Genomic DNA, 17375 nt, shown 5'->3' with positions numbered 1-17375 from the left:
TTGTTGGAGGTTCGAGCGCAAGCATGAGATAACCGACAAAAGCGGTTCAGTCTCGATTTTTTGCTTTGGAATCAGCGGTTTCGGCGAGGGACGCCAGTCCAAGGAACAGATCCCGCAGTTCGGGGTCTGAGAGCGAGGCGGCGGTGGCCTGGAGATGGGCCGCGGCGGCGGGAGAAAGCGGTTTTGACCGGTCCGGCTCCACCACGAGCGGCGGTTGGGGAACCACTTTCACGGTGACGAAACTGGCGCTTGTGCCAATGGCGTGGGCGGCGGCAAGAATCTGTGTCTGCATAAGCCGCAGGCGCGTTGCCCAAGCCGGTGAAGACGCCAGAAAGACGAGGCGGCTGTTGCGCAGGTCGGCGAAACGAACCTGCTCGCGCAACGGCGATGGCAACGTCTGACGCAGGGCGCGATCCAGCGCTTCGAGCACGCCGGCCCTCTTGGCCAGCGTGGCGAAGGAGCCACAGTCGACGATGGACTTCGGTCCGTTGCCGCTGCGGCGAGCGATGGCAGGTGAGACGCGCTGCATGGTGCCGGTATTCGATTTTGGAAACATATGCAAATCATACTCGTCTCACGTTCGCGTAAATTGCCCAAAACCCTCGATCTGGCCGACCGGCGCTTGCGCTGGAAGCTGCTTTCCCTGCTGGCATTGAGCGTTGTGGGCTGCATCGGCGCGGGAGTGGCGCTTGCGCTGACCGTAGCCAGTCCTCGAGATCGGGCGCTGTCGCAGATCCGCGAGCTGCAGCAGCAGGTGAAGCAGCAGAGCACGCAGCTCAGCGGTTTGCGCGGGGATTCCCAGCGCGATCTGAATGCGCTGGCGGTCAAGCTCGGCCAGCTGCAGGCGCAGTCGACGCGGCTGAACGCGCTGGGCGAGCGGCTGACCGAGGTCGGCAAGCTGGACGCGACCGAATTCAATTTCGACCAGCCGCCGGCCGTCGGCGGCGTGGAAGATGTCAGCGGCAGCGCCTACGCCTTGCCACAGACGCTGGACAGCAGCATCAGCCAGCTGGCCAGCCAGTTCGACACGCAGCAGGCACAGCTGTCCGCGCTGCAAAGCCTGTTGCTCGACGCCAAGATCGAATCGAATCTCAAACCCACCGGCATGCCGGTCGAGGGTTATATTTCTTCGTACTTCGGTGCGCGGCCCGATCCGTTCGATGGCCGCGCCGCCCGCCATACCGGCATCGATATTTCCACGCCCTATGGAACGCCGGTGCATGCCGTCGCCGAGGGCATGGTGACCTATGCCGGGGTACGCAACGGCTATGGCAATGTGGTCGAGATCGATCACGGCAATGGCTATATGACACGCTATGCGCACAACAGCGCGCTGGATGTGCATGCCGGCGAGCATGTTCAGGTCGGCACCGTGGTGGCGCAGGCCGGGTCCACCGGTCGGTCGACCGGCTCGCACGTACACTTCGAGGTCTGGTACGACGGCCATGTGGTCAATCCGCTGGCCTTTGCGCGCAACCATCGCTGACCCAAAAAGCTCCGGCGTCGCCGGTGACCTTGAATCCCATCGACCCAGCCGCCATCCGGTATCACTAGTCGGATGCCAGACGATGCTTGCCTGCGTCCATAACACGCACAGGCCCTGCAAGCCGCAACGACTGCGCTGTAAGGACAGATTCAAGTCCCGAGGCGGCCAGCGTGCGGCATGCAGGACTTGGGCATGTAGTAATATGCCCGACTGGCTTGCGTCCGCTGCAGTCAACTTGTTTCCCAATCCGGAAGATCGATGTTCAACCGTGCCCTGACGAGTCTTTTCGGTAGCCGCAACGATCGCGTGCTGCGCCAGCTCTCCCGCAGCGTTTCCCGCATCAATGCGCTCGAGCCGGAGTTCGAAAAGCTCAGCGACGACGCCCTGCGCGACAAGACGGCGGAATTCAAGCAGCGCGTGGCCGGCGGCGAGACGCTGGACAAGCTGCTGCCCGAAGCGTTCGCGGTGGTCCGCGAAGCGGCCAAGCGTACGCTCGGCATGCGCCACTACGATGTGCAGATGATCGGCGGCATGGTGCTGCATTCGGGCAAAATCGCCGAAATGCGCACCGGCGAGGGCAAGACCCTGGTCGGTACGCTGCCGGTATACCTCAATGCGCTGGCCGGCAACGGCGTGCACGTGGTCACGGTCAACGATTATCTGGCGCGCCGCGACTCCGCCCAGATGGGCAAGCTGTACAACTTTCTGGGCCTCGACGTGGGCGTCGTGTATCCGGGCATGGAACACGCCGACAAGCACGCGGCCTATGCGGCGGACATCACCTACGGCACCAACAACGAATTCGGTTTCGACTACCTGCGCGACAACATGGCGCTGAGCAAGGAGCAGCGCTACCAGCGCGGCCTGCACTACGCGATCGTCGACGAGGTCGACTCGATCCTGATCGACGAGGCGCGCACCCCGCTGATCATTTCCGGCCCGGCCGAGGATTCACCGCAGCTGTATCTGGCGGTGAACAAGATCGTGCCGCGGATGATCCGCCAGGCGGACGAGAACAGTCCGGGCGATTACTGGGTCGACGAAAAACAGAAGCAGGTGCACCTGTCCGAAGAGGGCATGCAGCACGCCGACGAGCTGCTGCGCGAGGCCGGCGTCATCGAGCAGGACAGCGGTCTGTACGATTCGAAGAACCTGGCCGTGGTGCATCACCTCAACGCGGCGCTGCGCGCGAACGGCATTTACCAGCGCGACGTCGACTACATCGTGCGCGACGGCGAGGTCATCATCGTCGACGAGTTCACCGGCCGCACCCTGGCCGGGCGCCGCTGGTCCGACGGCCTGCATCAGGCCGTCGAGGCGAAGGAAGGCGTGCCGATCCAGCGTGAGAATCAGACGCTCGCCACGGTGACGTTCCAGAACCTGTTCCGCATGTACAAGAAGCTGGCCGGCATGACCGGCACGGCGGACACCGAAGCGTTCGAGTTCCAGAGTATCTACGGCCTGGAAGTGGTGGTGATCCCGACCCACCAGCCGATGATCCGCAAGGACAACTCGGACATGATTTTCCTGTCGCAGGAGCCGAAATACCGCGCGGTGATCGAGGACATCAAGGCCTGCCACGAGCGCGGCCAGCCGGTGCTGGTGGGTACTACCTCGATCGAAGTATCCGAGCTGCTGTCCGGCCTGCTGACCCAGGCCAAGGTCGCGCACGAGGTGCTCAACGCCAAGCAGCACGAGCGCGAGGCGCACATCGTGGCGCAGGCCGGTGCGCCGGGCCAGGTGACCATCGCCACCAATATGGCCGGTCGCGGCACCGATATCGTGCTCGGCGGCAGCCTCGAGGCCGCCATGTCCAAGCTGCCGGAAGACGCCACCGATATCGATCGCCAGCGCGTCAAGGCCGAATGGAAAAAGCTGCACGAGCAGGTGCTGGCGGCGGGCGGCCTGCACATCATCGGTACCGAGCGCCACGAGTCGCGCCGCATCGACAACCAGCTGCGTGGCCGTTCGGGCCGCCAGGGCGATCCGGGTTCGTCGCGCTTCTACCTGTCGCTGGAAGACAACCTGCTGCGCATCTTCGGCGGCGAGGGCCTGATCCGCTGGATGAAGCGCTTCGGCATGAAGGACGACGACGCGCTGGAAGATCGCATGATCAGCCGGCAGATCGAAAAGGCCCAGCGCAAGGTCGAGCAGCACAACTTCGACATCCGCAAGCACCTGCTGGAATTCGACGACGTCGCCAACGACCAGCGTAAGGTGATTTACCGCCAGCGCGATGAGCTGCTTGAGGGTGAGGACGTGTCCGCCACCGTGGCCGATATCCGCGAGGATGTCGTGCAGTCGATGGTGCGCGCGCATGTGCCTGCCGAGAGCATCGACGAGCAGTGGGACATCCCCGCGCTGGATCGCGAGCTGGAAAGCGAGTTCGGCCTGTCGCTCGAACTGCCGAAGTGGATAGAGCAGCAGCACGAGATCGACGCTGAGATGATTCTCAACCACGTGCGCGAATCGGTGGAGCAGTTCTTCCAGGCCAAGGAGGCGCAGGTCGGTGCCGAAACCATGCGTCAGCTGGAAAAACACATCATGCTGACTGTGGTCGACAACGCATGGAAAGATCATCTGGCCAACATGGATTATCTGCGCCAGGGTATCTATCTGGTCGGCTACGCCCAGCAGGATCCGAAGCAGGCGTTCAAGCGCGAATCGTTCAAGCTGTTCTCCGACATGCTCAATCGCATCAAGGCCGAAGTGGTGCAGATGCTGGCGCGCATTCGTATTCGCAGCGAAGAGGAAGTCGCCGCGATGGAAGCCGAGCAGCAGCGCATGGCCGAACGCCTGCAGGCGCAGATGCTGGCCACTGGCGGCGGCGCGTCGGAGAGCGCTTTCGGTGCAGCATTGCCGGCAGCTGGCGACGACGCCGGCAGCTACCAGCGTCTGCCGGAGCAGGACAGCCCGAAGGTCGGCCGCAACGATCCTTGCCCCTGCGGATCGGGCAAGAAATACAAGCATTGCCACGGTCAGCTGGCCTGATCGAAAGCCGCTCGAAGGCAATAAAAACCCCGCTTCCGCGGGGTTTTTTATGAGCTGAAGCTCACTCAGTCTTCGCCGCCGGGCGGTCTATGTCGGTGCGGCTCGGCGTCGACGGTGATGTACTGCGGTTCCTCCTCGTCGATGCGCAGCGCGGTCAGCTTGCCGCCCCAGACGCAACCGGTGTCGATGGCGTGCACGCCCAGGCCGGCAAAACGGCCCAGCGCCGACCAGTGGCCGCAGACGATACGCGTATCGCGGCGGCGCATGCCGGGCACCTCGAACCAGGGATACAGGCCGGGCTTTTGTGTGCCGGGAATGTCCTTGGCATCGAAGTCGATGCGGCCGTTGACGTCGCAATAGCGCATCCGCGTCATCGTGTTGATCGTGGCGCGCTGCCGGTCCAGGCCTTGCAGTCGGCTCGACCAAACTGCCGGACGGTTGCCGAACAGATTGCGCAGCAGCCGCGGATGGCGCGGGCTGGACAACTCGCGCTCGACGTCCTGTGCTGCGCGTTGCGCTTGCTTCAGCGTCCACATCGGCGCGAGGCCGGCGTGCACCATGGTCCAGTTGAGCTGTTCGTCGTGATGGAGCAGCTTTTGCGAGCGCATCCATTCGAACAGCACCGGCGCGTCGGCGGCGAACAGCACTTCGCGCAGCTCGGGATTCACCCGCGCCTGCGCGTCGGGTCGGCGCTGCGAAATCGCCAACAGGCTCAGATCGTGATTGCCCAGCGTGACCACGCAGGACTCGCGCAGCTCGTGAATCAGCCGAAGCGTTTCCAGCGACTGGCCGCCGCGGTTGACCAGATCGCCGCAGAACCAAAGCTGGTCGCGCGCCGGGTCGAAGCGCAGTTTTTCCAGCAGCCGCTGCAGCTCGGGATAGCAGCCCTGCACGTCGCCGATGGCGTACGTTGCCATGTCAGTCCGCGTCCGTTGCGGCGGGGAAGGGCCGAAGCGAGTCCATCACGATTGCCCGGTCAATGCAGCGTGCGCGGAATGGACAGGGTGAAGGTCGGTATCGGCGCGTCGAACCGCGTACCGTCGTCGGCCAGCATCTGGTAGCTGCCGCCCATTGTGCCCACCGGCGTTTCCAGCACGGCGCCGGAGGTGTACTCGAAATCGTCGCCGGGGCGCATCCACGGCTGCTCACCGACGACGCCGTCGCCGCGTACCTCTTCGACCTTGCCGTTGGCGTCGGTGATCATCCAGTGGCGGGTCAACAGGCGCGCGGGCATGTCGCCCGCGTTGCGCAGGGTGATCGTGTAGGCGAAAACGTAGCGATTGTCACCGGGCTTCGATTGGTCGGGGACGAAGCGCGTTTCGACCTGCACATCGATCGTGTAGGAAGCTTTTTCATTCATGCGCCGATTGTAAGGCCTGCCACCGTGAATGGGGCGCAGCCTTCACGTCTGTGATGAGCCGGCGCGATGAACTACGTCTGCGACTGCGTGCTGTAGATTTTTGCCAGCCGCACAAAGTCTGCCGGTGCCAGCGTTTCCGCGCGAGCCTTGGGGTCGACGTCGGCGCGGCGAATGGCGTCGCCGTCCAGCAGCTGCTTAAGCGCGTTGCTGAGCGTCTTGCGCCGCTGCGCGAAGGCCGCTTTGACCACCGCGTAAACGTGGGCCGGATCGGCGTCATGCTTTTGTTCGGTCGACAGCGGCAGCAGCCGCACGACAGACGATTCCACTTTCGGCGGCGGGCGAAACGCCTCGGGCGGTACATCGAACAGCGGCTCGACCCGGCACGCCAGCTGCAGCATGACCGACAGCCGGCCGTAGACCTTGCTGCCGGGTTCGGCGGCCATGCGGTCGACGACCTCTTTCTGCAGCATGAAATGCAGATCCTGGATCGCATCGAAATGATCGACGCAGTGAAACAGGATCGGGCTGGAAATGTAGTACGGCAGATTGCCGGCGATGCGCAGCCGCGGCACGCCCAGATTTTTCGCCAGCGCGGTGAAGTCCACTTTCAGCACGTCGGCGTGAATGATCTGCAGCTCGCCGACGCCGGCAGCGCGCGCCTGCAGGCCCGGGATCAGATCGGTGTCCAGTTCGATCGCGGTGAGTTTACCGGCGGCCTTCAGCAGTGGCAGGGTCAGCGCGCCTTCGCCGGGGCCGATCTCGACCACGACGTCCTCGCGTTGCGGTGCCATCATACTGACGATCTGATGGATATAGCGCTGGTCGTGCAGGAAGTGTTGACCGAAGCTTTTCTTGGGGCGGGCGTTCATGGCTTTCCCGGCGAGCTTGGCCGCTCGGCCATTTCCTCTGTGGGTAGAGGAACGGATGGATGAGTGGTGCGGCGCGCTGCCAGATCCAACGCCATATGCGCGGCGGCGATCAGGCTCGCCGGATCGGCCTTGCCGGTGCCGGCGAGATCCAGCGCCGTGCCGTGGTCGACCGAAGTACGGATAAACGGCAGGCCGAGCGTGAGGTTCACCGTGCGATCGAACGCCTCGCTTTTCAGCACCGGCAGCGCCTGATCGTGATACATCGCCAGAACGGCGTCGTACAGCGGCCGCTGCGTCGGCACGAAGGCAGTATCGGCTGGCAGCGGTCCGAGCAGATGCATGCCTTCGGCGCGCAGCGCGTTCAAGGTGGGGATGATGGTGTCGATCTCCTCGTGGCCCATATGGCCGGCCTCGCCGGCGTGCGGGTTCAGGCCCAGTACGGCGATGCGCGGCCGGGCCAGGCCAAATTTGGCGCGCAGCTCCGCATGTACGATGCGCAGCGTGCGCGTGAGCGCGTCGCGGGTGATCGCGGCCGATACCGCGACCAGGGGCAGATGTGTGGTGACCAGGGCCACCCGCAGCTCGGGGCTAGCCAGCATCATCACCACATCGGCATGCGCGCGTTCGGCAAAGTATTCGGTGTGTCCGCTGAAGCGAATGCCGGCGTCGTTGATCGAGGATTTCTGCAGCGGCGCCGTGACCACCGCGTCGTAGCGGCCGGCTATGCAGCCGTCGGCCGCCTCCCCCAGGGTGGCGAGCACGTGGTGGGCATTGGCTGGATCGGGATGGCCGGGGTCTTCCGGCGCCGCCAGCGGTACATGCCTGACGCGTAGCGTGCCCGGCTGGCGCTGCAACTGCACGCTGCCGTCGTCATCGATCAGGTCAATGGTCGTGCCGCAGCGTGCAGCGGCGCGCTCAAGCAAGTGACGATCGGTAATCGCGATGAGGTTGGCCGCCAGCGACGTGGCGGCCAGTCGTATCACCAGTTCCGGCCCCACGCCCGCCGGCTCACCGGCGGTGATGGCAAGGCGCGGGAGGGGCGTCCCGTTCAAGTGAACAGGCTCTCCGTTCAGGGCGTGGTGCTGGTCGGGGCAGCCTGATCGTCGGCCGAGCGCAGTTCGGGCACCAGGATGTTGATGTAGGCGGTGGAGCGCATCTGACGCAGGTAATCGTCGTAGACCTGCTCGGACTTGCGGTTGCCGATGGCCTGCCGCGCTTCGTTGCGTGCCGTCTCGTCGGTGACATCGCTTTGCCGGGTTCCCAGACGCTCGATGATGTGCCAGCCGGCTTCGGTCTGGAACGGCTGGGAGACTTGGTTGTCCTTCAGCGTATCGAGTTGCTGAGCCACGCTCGAACCCCAGTCCTGCTGCTTGAACCAACCCATGTCGCCGCCGGCATTGGCGGTGGTGGGATCGGCCGAATCCTTTTTCGCGATGGCGGCAAAGTCCTGGTGCTTGTTGACGATGCGGTTATAGATGTCCTGCGCCTTCTGCTGCGCCTGTTCCGGGCTGATCAGTTCGCTCGGCTTGATCAGGATCTGGCGCGCGTGATATTCGGTGACGACCTGGCGGCTGGGCTCGCGCTGGCCGATCAGCTTGATGATGTTGAAGCCGGTCGGGCCGCGCAGCGCCGGGCTCACGTCGCCGGGCTTCATGGCCGCAATGGTGTCGACGAAAGCGGGCGGAATGGCGTCCATGCGGCGCCAGCCGAGGTCGCCGCCTTCCAGCGCATCGGAGGCGTCGGAAAAACGGATGGCTGCGGCGTTGAAATCCATGCCGCCCTTGAGCGCGGCCACTGCCTGTTCGGCCTTGGCCTGCGTCGCCTGGATCGCGGCCGCATCGGCGCCGCTGGGCGTGCTGATCTGGATGTGCGCCAGATGCACTTCGCCGGCCTTGTAGGTGGGGCTCTCGAGGAGATTGGTGACTTCGCTGTCGGTCACCGATACGGAATCCTGGATCACGCTCTGGTGCAGTCGCTGAATGGTGATCTGGTCGGCCAGCTGCTGGCGGAACGCCGCGAAGCTGCCGCCGTCGTGCTCCACCGCCGCGCGCAGCTGGTCGGGCGTCATCTTGTTCTGCTGGGCCACGCCGTTGACCGCCTGATCGACGTCGGCGTCGGAGACGTGGATACCCTGATCGTCCGCTTTCTGAAGCTGCAGCCGGTTCAGGATCAGGCGATCGAGCACCTGCTTCTGCAGCACGTCCGGCGGCGGCAGCTGGCCGGGCTGGCTGGCGTACTGCTGCTGGACCGAACGCGTGGCCTCGTTCAACTCGCTTTGCAGGATCACGTCGTCATTGACCACAGCCACGATGCGATCGATCGGCTGATTGGCCGATGCCGCGGCGCCCGGCAACAGCTGGGCGTGCACGGGGAGCGCCGTCGCGAGCGCCAGCAGGAAAAGTGCAGAAAATTGCTTCATCGGTGAAAAGCCTGGGTCGTCACGGTTGCTGACAACATGGGTGGATACAAGAGAAGAACAGCCAATTACTGATAGCCGAGAATATCACGGCGCAAGGTGGGATCGATTTGACCGCCGGTCGAACCCAGTCCCTTGAACACCACTTCGAACATGATGGCGTTGTCGCGAAGATTGGTATTGCTGGCGGTCGGCACCGCCACGGTGCCGTAGTAGGTCTGGTTGACGTAGTTGCGATCGACCAGCCTCAGCGTGACGCAGCAGCTGTCGTACTCGATGCCCGCCAGGGCCTCCACCGTTCCCGTCGCCGTATTTTCCAGACCCTTGATCGGCTCCTCATAGCTCCATGACCCGATCAGGCGCCAATAAGCGGATATCGGATAAACCGCCGAGACGCTGTATTGATCCAGCAGCCCGCGTCGATAGTGGTAGGAAAAATTCAATATGCCGTCGTTGCCCAGGCGATGCTGCAACTCGAAGGCGGCCATGTCGGTTTGATGGGTATTCGGGCTCCACTGGTACGCCGTATTGACACGCCAGCGGTCGTTTAGTTGCATGTCGATCTGCGCAACGTAATCGGAGCCGTTGAAATTGGTGGCTGCCGGAACGGTATTGTCTCCGGACGGGATCTGCACGCGTTGCGGGGTGAAATACCGGATTTGTCCGAAGCTGGCCGAAAATTTCTCCGCGCCGTTTTCGTCGAGCAGACGGGTGGTTAGCGCGCCGGTGAGGTTGTTCGCGTTCATCTGGCGATCGTCGCCGGCAAACTGGTTGGGCGTGAAGAGCTGGTAATAGTCGAACGACGTCAGCGACGTATCGAACAGCGGCAGGTTGTCCTGATTTCGGTACGGCACGTAGAGGTAGTAGGCCCGCGGCTCCAGCGTCTGGGTGTAACTGTCGCCGAAGAACGACACGCTGCGATCGAAGACCAGGCCGCTGTCGAGGCTGACGATCGGCAGCGCGCGGCTCGGCGACTTGTCCGTGAATGGTGACGTTGCACCGGTGCTCAACAGGCCCGAATAACCGTAATTCTGATAATCGCCGCTGAGATCGTAACCGGTGTAGCGATAGGCCACTTTCGGCCGCACGAACCAGGCCGAATTACCGAAGTCTGCCTGGATGTAGGGATACAGATCGAGACGCTCGCCTTCGACGAAGTTCGCCTTGTGAAAGTCGTCGAATTCGTTGTTCGCGCCGAATTCCAGCCAGCGCGAGATCGGCACATTCAGGTTGAGTGTCGCGTACGGCAGCTTGTCGTACGGATTCACCGCGTCGGTCGCGAACGGGTTGGTGTTTTGATAAACCAATCCGCCGAACGAGGCATTCCACCAGGTGCCGCCGCCGACGATGGCCGCGTTCGACGCCAGGGTATAGATCACCGTGCTCGACAAGGCGTTGCCGAAGTCATACAGATACGCACTGTCCGACGCATGATTGTACGAGCCCACGAAGCTCCAGCTGTCCCACAGGTGGGTGGTGTCGTTGTAGTCGATCAGGTAACGCGACTGGCCGTTGGTATTGGTCGTGCCGTCGCTGGTGCCGCTGTCGTTGGGTACGTACTCGACGTTGAGCTGGCCATTGCTGGCATGGCTGCCGGGCAGCAGATAGCGAAACTCGCCCGCCAGCATCGGTCCGCGCGAACTGTAGTAGCGCGGATCCAGCGTTGCGTCATAGTTCGGCGCGAGGTTGAAATAGTACGGCGTGCTGATCTCGAAGCCCGAACGGCTGGTGTTTCCCAGCTTCGGGTCGAGAAAGCCGCTCTTGCGCCGATGATCGATCGGAAAAGTGAAGTAAGGCAGATAGATAAACGGAAAATTGCCGACGCGCATGGTCGCATTGCGCGCGGTGCCGACACCGTTGACCTTGTCCATCGTGATCGACTTGCCGCGGAACTCCCAGATGTGGTGCCCGACGTCGCAGGTCGAGTACGTCGCCATCGAGTAGCGTGTGTGCATGTCGTTGAACATCTGGCCTTGCTTGGCCACGCCGTTGCCGCGCTCGTCGAGCATTTGGTAGTGCACGTTGTCGGCGATGCCGCGGCTGTCGTTGGTGTTACCGCGCATGTGGCTGCCGGCGATCAGCTGGCTGGCCTCCTGATAGCGCACGTTACCGCGCGCGTCGTAGTCGGTGGTGTCGTCGTGGTAATCGATCGTGTCCGCCTGCAGCTTCTGGTCGGCACGCTGCAGCATCACATTGCCTTCCAGGTGGTAGACGGTCTGATTGGAGCTGTCGACCCGATCGGACTTCACGTAGGTTTTGCTGATGTTGCGTACCGACGGATCCTTGCCCAGCGTTGGATCGTAGAAATCCAGCAGCGCATTGGGCCGGCATATGGCGTAGTTGTAGGGGCGCGGCGCGCAGTGAAAGGTGCCCAATGGGCACACCGTCTCCGACCCGTCCAGCGACGTTTGAGGACGAGGCTGACCCTTGGCCTCGGCTTGGTTACCGATCAGGGCGAGTGCGGCGGCGACGGCCAGGAGGCGGCGCGGAGGTAGCTTATGCGTCACGGGCAAAGTCTGTCGGCTTCGAAGGCTCGTTAAGCTAACAGAAAGACCGCGTGTACGGCAGGCATACCTCGAGCGGCCGCGGTCGGATTCAGCTTGGTCAGGCCCGAGCCGGCCCGGGAGCCGACGGGGCCGCTGGTTTGCTGCGCCGTCCTGGTCGAATGCCTTGCCCGGGCAGCGGGCCAATGTCGACGTGGCGATCAGTCCATCAACGCCCCGACATGCGCCGAGGCGCTGGCCGCCAGCGCGGCCAGGTCGTAGCCGCCTTCCAGCGTGGACACCAGCCGGCCGTCGGCGTGTCGGCGGGCGATGGCTACCAGCTGTTCGGTAATCCACACGTAGTCATCCTGACCGAGGCGGATATCGGCCAACGGATCGCTGCTGTGTGCGTCGAAGCCGGCCGATACAAGAACCAGCTGCGGCTTGAACGCGTTCAGCCGCGGCAGCAGCAGGTCGTTCCAGAGTTCGCGAAATTCGCGCGAGCCGTCGCCGGCCGACAGCGTGCCGTTGACGATGTTGCCGACACCTTGCTCGCTCTCGAAGCCGGTGCCCGGGTAAAGCGGCGACTGGTGACTGGAAACGAACAGCACGCGCTTGTCCGCTTCGAAAATGGCCTGGGTGCCGTTGCCGTGGTGTACGTCGAAATCGGCGACGGCGACACGCTTTAGGCCGTGCGCCGAGATCGCGTGCGCGGCGGCGACGGCAACGCTGTTGAACAGGCAAAAGCCCATTGCCTGATCGCGGGTGGCGTGGTGGCCGGGCGGACGCACGGCGCAGAAGGCGCGCTGCCCGTGATTCCCGCTCATCACGGCATCCACCGCGGCAACGACCGCGCCGGCGGCCCGCAGCGCGGCGTCCAGCGAGCCGGGCGACATCACCGTGTCTTCGTCGAGCCGGTGTGCGCCTTCCCGTGGCGCGTCGGCGAAGATGCGGTCCACGTACTCGGCGCTGTGCGCGCGCAGCAGCTGTTCGCGCGTGGCCAGCGGCGCTTCGATGCGGTCGAGCGCGGCGTAGCGGTCCATATCCAGAGCGTGCAGCACGGCCGACAGTCGCGCCGGACGCTCGGCGTGACCGGCACCCGGATCGTGCATCAGGCAGTCGGCGTGGGTGTAGAGCTGGAGCATGGCGTGGTGCTCGTCGGTCTTTGGGTCGGGTCAGTTCGCGGCGGCGGGTTTGCGGCGGCGCTCGTGCTGCCACAGCACCTCGCCATGGCCGCTGGCGCGCGCCAGTACGCGGCAGAGCACAAACAGCAGATCGGACAGCCGGTTGAGATAGCGCGACGCCTGCGGACGAACGTCTTCGACGTGCGACAACGCCACCACATCGCGCTCGGCGCGCCGACACACGGTGCGCGCCAGATGGCAGGTGGCCGCGGCCATGCCGCCGCCGGGCAGGATGAAATCCTTCAGCGCCGGCAAGGGCTCATTGAAAGCGTCCAATACCGTTTCCAGCCGGTCGATATCGGCATCGTCGATCATCGCCATGCCGGGGATGCACAACTCGCCGCCGAGGTCGAACAGCTCGTGCTGCACCTGGGTCAGCGTCTCGCGCACCGCGTCGTCGACGCCTTCGCTGGCCAGCACCATGCCGATCGTGCTGTTGAGTTCGTCCACCGTGCCGTAGGCGGTGACGCGCAGGGAGTCTTTCGGCACGCGCGAGCCGTCGCCCAGGCCCGTGCTGCCGTCGTCGCCCGTGCGGGTGTATATCTTGGAAAGGCGGTTGCCCACGTCAGTGCAGCTGTGCGCCGCGCTGGCGCATGCGCGACAGCTGAACCGCCAGTACATGCATCACGGCGCCCAGGCCAACCCACACGGCGGTGGTTTCAAGGAACGGCAGATACCAGTCGCCGAGGTTTTCCAGCCAGCCGCTGAAGTTGCGCGCCGCCGCGGGCACGCTGGCGCTGAGCCAGAAGAAGCTGCCGTTGGAAATCAGGTAGCACACCGACACGCTGACCAGCAGCGCGACGGCCGCCGTCCCCAGCGTGGCAAGGCTCAGGCCGCGCTGATATTTGGCTACAACGCTGCCGCCCAGCCACAGGCTGAAATACGACGGGATCAGGAACCAGTAAGCCACCGACACGCAGTAGTGGCTCCAGAAATCCATGCCCTGATTCGTGATGACGACGTAGTCGACCAGCACCGCCTCGATCATCAGCAGAGGAAACGCCCAGCGCGCCGAACCGCGCAGCCAGACGCCGGCCAGGAAAAACACGCCCCACGACGCGTCCGGCAGTGCGTCAAAGTGATGCAGGAAGGAATGATGAATGCGGGTAACCGCCATCACCAGGGCAAGGGCGAGCAAAATGCCCAGGCGTTGGGTCTGCGTCTTAGCCATGCGTTGCTCCGTGGCATCGTTTTATAGGGTCGAGTTAGGCCGATAGTCTAGCCCACCGGCCGCGATCCGGTCCGGTCGAACGGGTATCATCGGCGAATGAATGCTACCCAGTCTTCTTCTTGCAGCCGGAACAGCGTGCTGATCATCGGCGGCGGACTGGTCGGCGCCAGTCTGGCCATTGCGCTGGATGCGGCGGGCGTTGCCGCCACTCTGGTCGAGGCCGCGGCGCCGCGCACCGATGCGCAGCCCAGCTATGACGAGCGCAATCTCGCGCTGGCCCGCGCCACCGTCAACGGGCTCGACGCCATCGGCGTGTGGCGACACGCCGCGTCGCGCGCCACCTCGATCGAGCACATCCACGTCAGCCGCTCCGGCGAATTCGGCAGTGCGCGCATCGACGCGCATCGGCAGGGTGTCGACGCGCTGGGTTGGACCTTGCCTGCGCGCGAACTCGGCGCTGCGCTGCTGCGCAGGCTGGACGAGTGCACACGGCTCACGCGACTGGCGCCGGCCAGCCTCGTGGCGCTGGAGCCGATAGCCGATGGCTGGCGTGCCGACATCAAAACGGCTGACGGCGTACAGCGCATCGATACGTCGTTGCTGGTCGGTGCCGACGGCACGGAGTCCTTCGTGCGCAACCGACTGGGCATCGATGCCGAGCGGCATGACTACGAGCAGACGCTGTTCGTCTGCACCATCACACCCGAGCGTGAGCACCGCAATCGCGCGTACGAGCGTTTTGCCGACAGCGGTCCGGTGGCTCTGCTGCCGCTGGCCGAGCGCCGTTGCGGGCTGGTGGTGACCGTACCGGCGGCGGAGGCCGATGCCATCTCGGCGCTCGATGACGCTGGCTTTGCCGCCTTCGCGCAGCAGCGCTTCGGCTGGCGGTTAGGCCGGCTCAGCCGGCCGGGCAAGCGCCATCCGTATGCGATTCGCGCGCTGGCGGCACAAGCGCTGACCGCACCACGCGCCGTGCTGGTGGGCAATGCCGCGCAGACCGTGCATCCGATCGGCGCGCAGGGATTCAACCTCGGCTTGCGCGATGCGCTGACCCTCGCCGAGCTGGCGGCCGCTGCGGCTGATCCCGGCGCGGCGGATGTGCTTGCTCGTTACGCCGCACGCCGCGCGCCGGATCGCGAAGGCACGATCGCGATGAGCCATAGCCTGGTGCGTCTGGCCTGCCTGCCGCAGCCGCTGATCGCGCCGCTGCGCTCGCTGGCGCTGCTGGCATTCGACCGCCTGCCGCCGCTGCGCGATGCCATGGCCAGGCGCGGCATGGGCTTTCGCGGCGATCCGCCGCTTGCGGTGCTGGAGCAGCTGCCATGAGTGCATCCGTGCATGATCTTCCAGCCCGCCGCCGTCCGCCGACACTCGATGTGGCCGTGGTGGGTGGCGGCATGGTTGGCGCGGCCGCTGCGCTGGCCCTGGCTCGCGCGGGTTTTGCCACAGCGCTGTTGGAGGCGCGTGCGCCAGAGCCTTGGCAGGTGCAGAACGAGGTCGATCTGCGCGTGGTCGGCCTCGCGGCGTCGTCGATCAAGCTCCTCGACGATATGGACGTCTGGACTTCCATTCGAAAAGCGCGTGCCTGTGCGTATGCGCACATGCACGTATGGGATGCCGAGAGCGGAGCGTCGATTTCATTCGACGCGGCCCGCGAAGGTCGCCAGCAGCTCGGTTACATCGTCGAAAACGCTCTGGTGCAGTGGGCGCTGTGGCAGGCCTTGGAATCCGCCGGCGTCCGCCGGCTCTGCCCAGCCCAGGTGCAGGCCTTCGAGGCGCGCGGGGATCGTATCCAGCTCGAACTCGCCGATGGCGAAGCGCTCAGCGCGGGTCTGCTGATTGCCGCAGACGGCGCCGCCTCGCCGCTGCGCCAGCTGGCGGGCATCGCCACGCATGGTCGCGACTATGGACAAAGCGCCGTGGTCGCGCACCTGCAGACCGAACGGCCGCACGAAAACACCGCGTGGCAGCGCTTTCTGTCGACCGGCCCGCTGGCCCTGCTGCCGCTCGCCGACGGCCGCAGTTCACTGGTGTGGTCGCTGCCGGAGGATGAAGCTCGGCGAGTGCTGGCGTTGGATGAGGAAACGTTTCTCGGTGAACTAGGCATCGCCAGCGATTTTCGAGTGGGCCGGATCACGGCAACGTCCGTCTGCGCCGCTTTCCCGCTGAAGCTGCAGCTGGCCCGGAGCTATCAGGCCGAACGGTTCGTGCTGCTCGGCGACGCGGCGCACGCCGTGCATCCGCTGGCGGGGCAGGGCGTCAATCTTGGCCTGCGCGACGTCGCCGAGCTGCGCGACACGCTCGTCGCCGCCCGTAAGGCCGGTCGGGATATCGGCACTCAACACGTGCTGCGGCAATACGCGCGCCGCCGGCGCAGCGCCGATACGCTCGATGCACTCGGTTTTGACGCGCTGGCACGTATCTATGCGTGGCAGTCGACGCCGCTGGTGGCTGCACGGGGGGGGGGCGTTCGGCTGCTGGACACGCTTTCGCCCATCAAACGTCATATTGCCGATCACGCGGCAGGAATCTGATCCGCGCTTGGCGCATCGTTCAAGCGCCGTTTTGAAGCGACATATTTTCCATCAACGCACCGAGGATTTCGTCATGCGACTCGTTCGACTTTGCTGCGCGCTCGTCCTTTGCACCGTCGCCATGGCGACGCAGGCCAAGATGGTCAATAAGCCGGTCGAGTGGACCCAAGACGGCACCCGCTTCCACAGCGTGCTGGTGTACGACGATGCGGTGAAAACCAAGCGCCCGGGCCTGGTGATGGTGCCGAACTGGTACGGCATCAACGACATGGCCGTGCAAAAGGCCGAGATGATTGCCGGCAAGGATTACGTGATCCTGCTCACCGACATGTACGGCGCGAATGTGCGTCCCACGCAGGGCAACGCCGATCAGGCGATGGCCGCGGTCAAGCCGCTGTACGGCAATCGCGAACTCATGCGTAAGCGCATCAACGAAGCGCTGGCGCAGCTGAAGGCGCAGGCCGGCAGTGCGCCGATCGATCTGAATAATCTGGCCGCCATCGGTTTCTGCTTCGGCGGTTCGGCCGTGCTCGATCTGGCGCGCAGCGGCGCCGATGTCAAAGCGGTGGTGTCGTTCCACGGCGGTCTGACGACCGACAATCCCGCGCTGGGCAAAAACATCAAGGCGCGCGTGCTGGCGATGAACGGTGCGGACGACAAGAGCACGATGCCCGACGCCGACAAGTTCATGGACGAGATGCGCGGCAGCCCGGCCGACTGGCAGTTTGTGGTGATTGGCCACGCCGTGCATTGCTTCACCGAGAAAGGCGAGAATTCCGCCGGCTGCCGCTACGACGAAAAAGTGGCGCAGCGCAGCTACCGCCTGATGCACGACTGGCTGCGCGAATCGTTCGCCAACCAGCCCTAACGTTTACTCCATC

Annotated in this window: 15 protein-coding genes; 5 read left to right on the top strand and 10 right to left on the bottom strand. The window is 64.5% G+C overall.

Annotated elements, in window-relative coordinates; translation table 11 throughout:
* Positions 1-46 precede the first annotated feature (46 nt).
* The gene (locus HDE78_RS06950) at positions 47-529 is read right to left on the bottom strand and encodes a DUF721 domain-containing protein (RefSeq protein WP_179477922.1); all 483 of its coding nucleotides are present in this window, start codon (positions 527-529) and stop codon (positions 47-49) included.
* Between the two features lie 27 nt (positions 530-556).
* On the opposite strand from HDE78_RS06950, the gene HDE78_RS06945 reads away from it, so the two are divergent.
* Together HDE78_RS06945 and secA are read left to right on the top strand one after the other, a co-directional pair.
* Entirely contained in the window at positions 557-1486 is a 930-nt protein-coding gene (locus HDE78_RS06945) for a M23 family metallopeptidase (RefSeq protein ID WP_179477804.1), read from the top strand.
* A gap of 258 nt (positions 1487-1744) precedes the next feature.
* Positions 1745-4477, top strand: a complete 2733-nt coding sequence (gene secA, locus HDE78_RS06940) for a preprotein translocase subunit SecA (RefSeq protein ID WP_179477803.1) — start codon at positions 1745-1747, stop codon at positions 4475-4477.
* A gap of 65 nt (positions 4478-4542) precedes the next feature.
* On the opposite strand, the gene HDE78_RS06935 is transcribed toward secA, so the two are convergent.
* The 9 genes from HDE78_RS06935 to HDE78_RS06895 all read right to left on the bottom strand — a co-directional run bounded on the left by HDE78_RS06935 (position 4543) and on the right by HDE78_RS06895 (position 13960).
* Positions 4543-5394: a symmetrical bis(5'-nucleosyl)-tetraphosphatase gene (locus HDE78_RS06935; protein ID WP_179477802.1), complete on the bottom strand. Its 852-nt coding sequence runs from the start codon at positions 5392-5394 to the stop codon at positions 4543-4545.
* A 59-nt stretch (positions 5395-5453) separates the two neighbouring features.
* Positions 5454-5837 (bottom strand): Co2+/Mg2+ efflux protein ApaG, encoded by a 384-nt coding sequence (gene apaG, locus HDE78_RS06930; RefSeq protein ID WP_179477801.1) that lies wholly within the window; start codon positions 5835-5837, stop codon positions 5454-5456.
* 71 nt (positions 5838-5908) lie between these two features.
* Positions 5909-6706 carry a 16S rRNA (adenine(1518)-N(6)/adenine(1519)-N(6))-dimethyltransferase RsmA gene (rsmA, locus tag HDE78_RS06925; RefSeq protein WP_179477800.1) on the bottom strand — a complete coding sequence of 266 codons (798 nt, stop codon included), beginning with the start codon at positions 6704-6706 and terminating at the stop codon, positions 5909-5911.
* A complete protein-coding gene (gene pdxA, locus HDE78_RS06920) occupies positions 6703-7758 on the bottom strand; it encodes a 4-hydroxythreonine-4-phosphate dehydrogenase PdxA (RefSeq protein ID WP_179477799.1) in 1056 nt (351 codons plus the stop codon). The genes rsmA and pdxA overlap by 4 nt, the downstream gene beginning before the upstream one ends.
* Positions 7759-7775: 17 nt before the next feature.
* Positions 7776-9125, bottom strand: a complete 1350-nt coding sequence (locus HDE78_RS06915; protein ID WP_179477798.1) for a peptidylprolyl isomerase — start codon at positions 9123-9125, stop codon at positions 7776-7778.
* A gap of 65 nt (positions 9126-9190) precedes the next feature.
* Positions 9191-11629 (bottom strand): LPS assembly protein LptD, encoded by a 2439-nt coding sequence (lptD, locus tag HDE78_RS06910; protein WP_179477797.1) that lies wholly within the window; start codon positions 11627-11629, stop codon positions 9191-9193.
* 197 nt (positions 11630-11826) lie between these two features.
* The gene (locus HDE78_RS06905; protein WP_179477796.1) at positions 11827-12750 is read right to left on the bottom strand and encodes a histone deacetylase family protein; all 924 of its coding nucleotides are present in this window, start codon (positions 12748-12750) and stop codon (positions 11827-11829) included.
* Positions 12751-12780: 30 nt separating this feature from the next.
* The gene (locus tag HDE78_RS06900) at positions 12781-13353 is read right to left on the bottom strand and encodes a cob(I)yrinic acid a,c-diamide adenosyltransferase (RefSeq protein ID WP_179477795.1); all 573 of its coding nucleotides are present in this window, start codon (positions 13351-13353) and stop codon (positions 12781-12783) included.
* A 1-nt stretch (position 13354) separates the two neighbouring features.
* Positions 13355-13960 (bottom strand): hypothetical protein, encoded by a 606-nt coding sequence (locus HDE78_RS06895; RefSeq protein WP_179477794.1) that lies wholly within the window; start codon positions 13958-13960, stop codon positions 13355-13357.
* Between the two features lie 96 nt (positions 13961-14056).
* On the opposite strand from HDE78_RS06895, the gene ubiH reads away from it, so the two are divergent.
* The 3 genes from ubiH to HDE78_RS06880 all read left to right on the top strand — a co-directional run bounded on the left by ubiH (position 14057) and on the right by HDE78_RS06880 (position 17362).
* The gene (gene ubiH / locus HDE78_RS06890) at positions 14057-15286 is read left to right on the top strand and encodes a 2-octaprenyl-6-methoxyphenyl hydroxylase (RefSeq protein ID WP_179477793.1); all 1230 of its coding nucleotides are present in this window, start codon (positions 14057-14059) and stop codon (positions 15284-15286) included.
* Positions 15283-16494, top strand: a complete 1212-nt coding sequence (locus HDE78_RS06885; RefSeq protein ID WP_179477792.1) for a UbiH/UbiF/VisC/COQ6 family ubiquinone biosynthesis hydroxylase — start codon at positions 15283-15285, stop codon at positions 16492-16494. Before ubiH ends, HDE78_RS06885 begins: the two co-directional genes overlap by 4 nt.
* Before the next feature lie 73 nt (positions 16495-16567).
* Positions 16568-17362, top strand: a complete 795-nt coding sequence (locus HDE78_RS06880; RefSeq protein ID WP_179477791.1) for a dienelactone hydrolase family protein — start codon at positions 16568-16570, stop codon at positions 17360-17362.
* Positions 17363-17375: the final 13 nt, after the last annotated feature.

The sequence above is a fragment of the Rhodanobacter sp. K2T2 genome (assembly GCF_013408815.1).
In the GTDB taxonomy this organism is placed as follows: Bacteria; Pseudomonadota; Gammaproteobacteria; order Xanthomonadales; family Rhodanobacteraceae; genus Rhodanobacter.
This window is presented reverse-complemented; position numbering and strand designations above follow the sequence as displayed.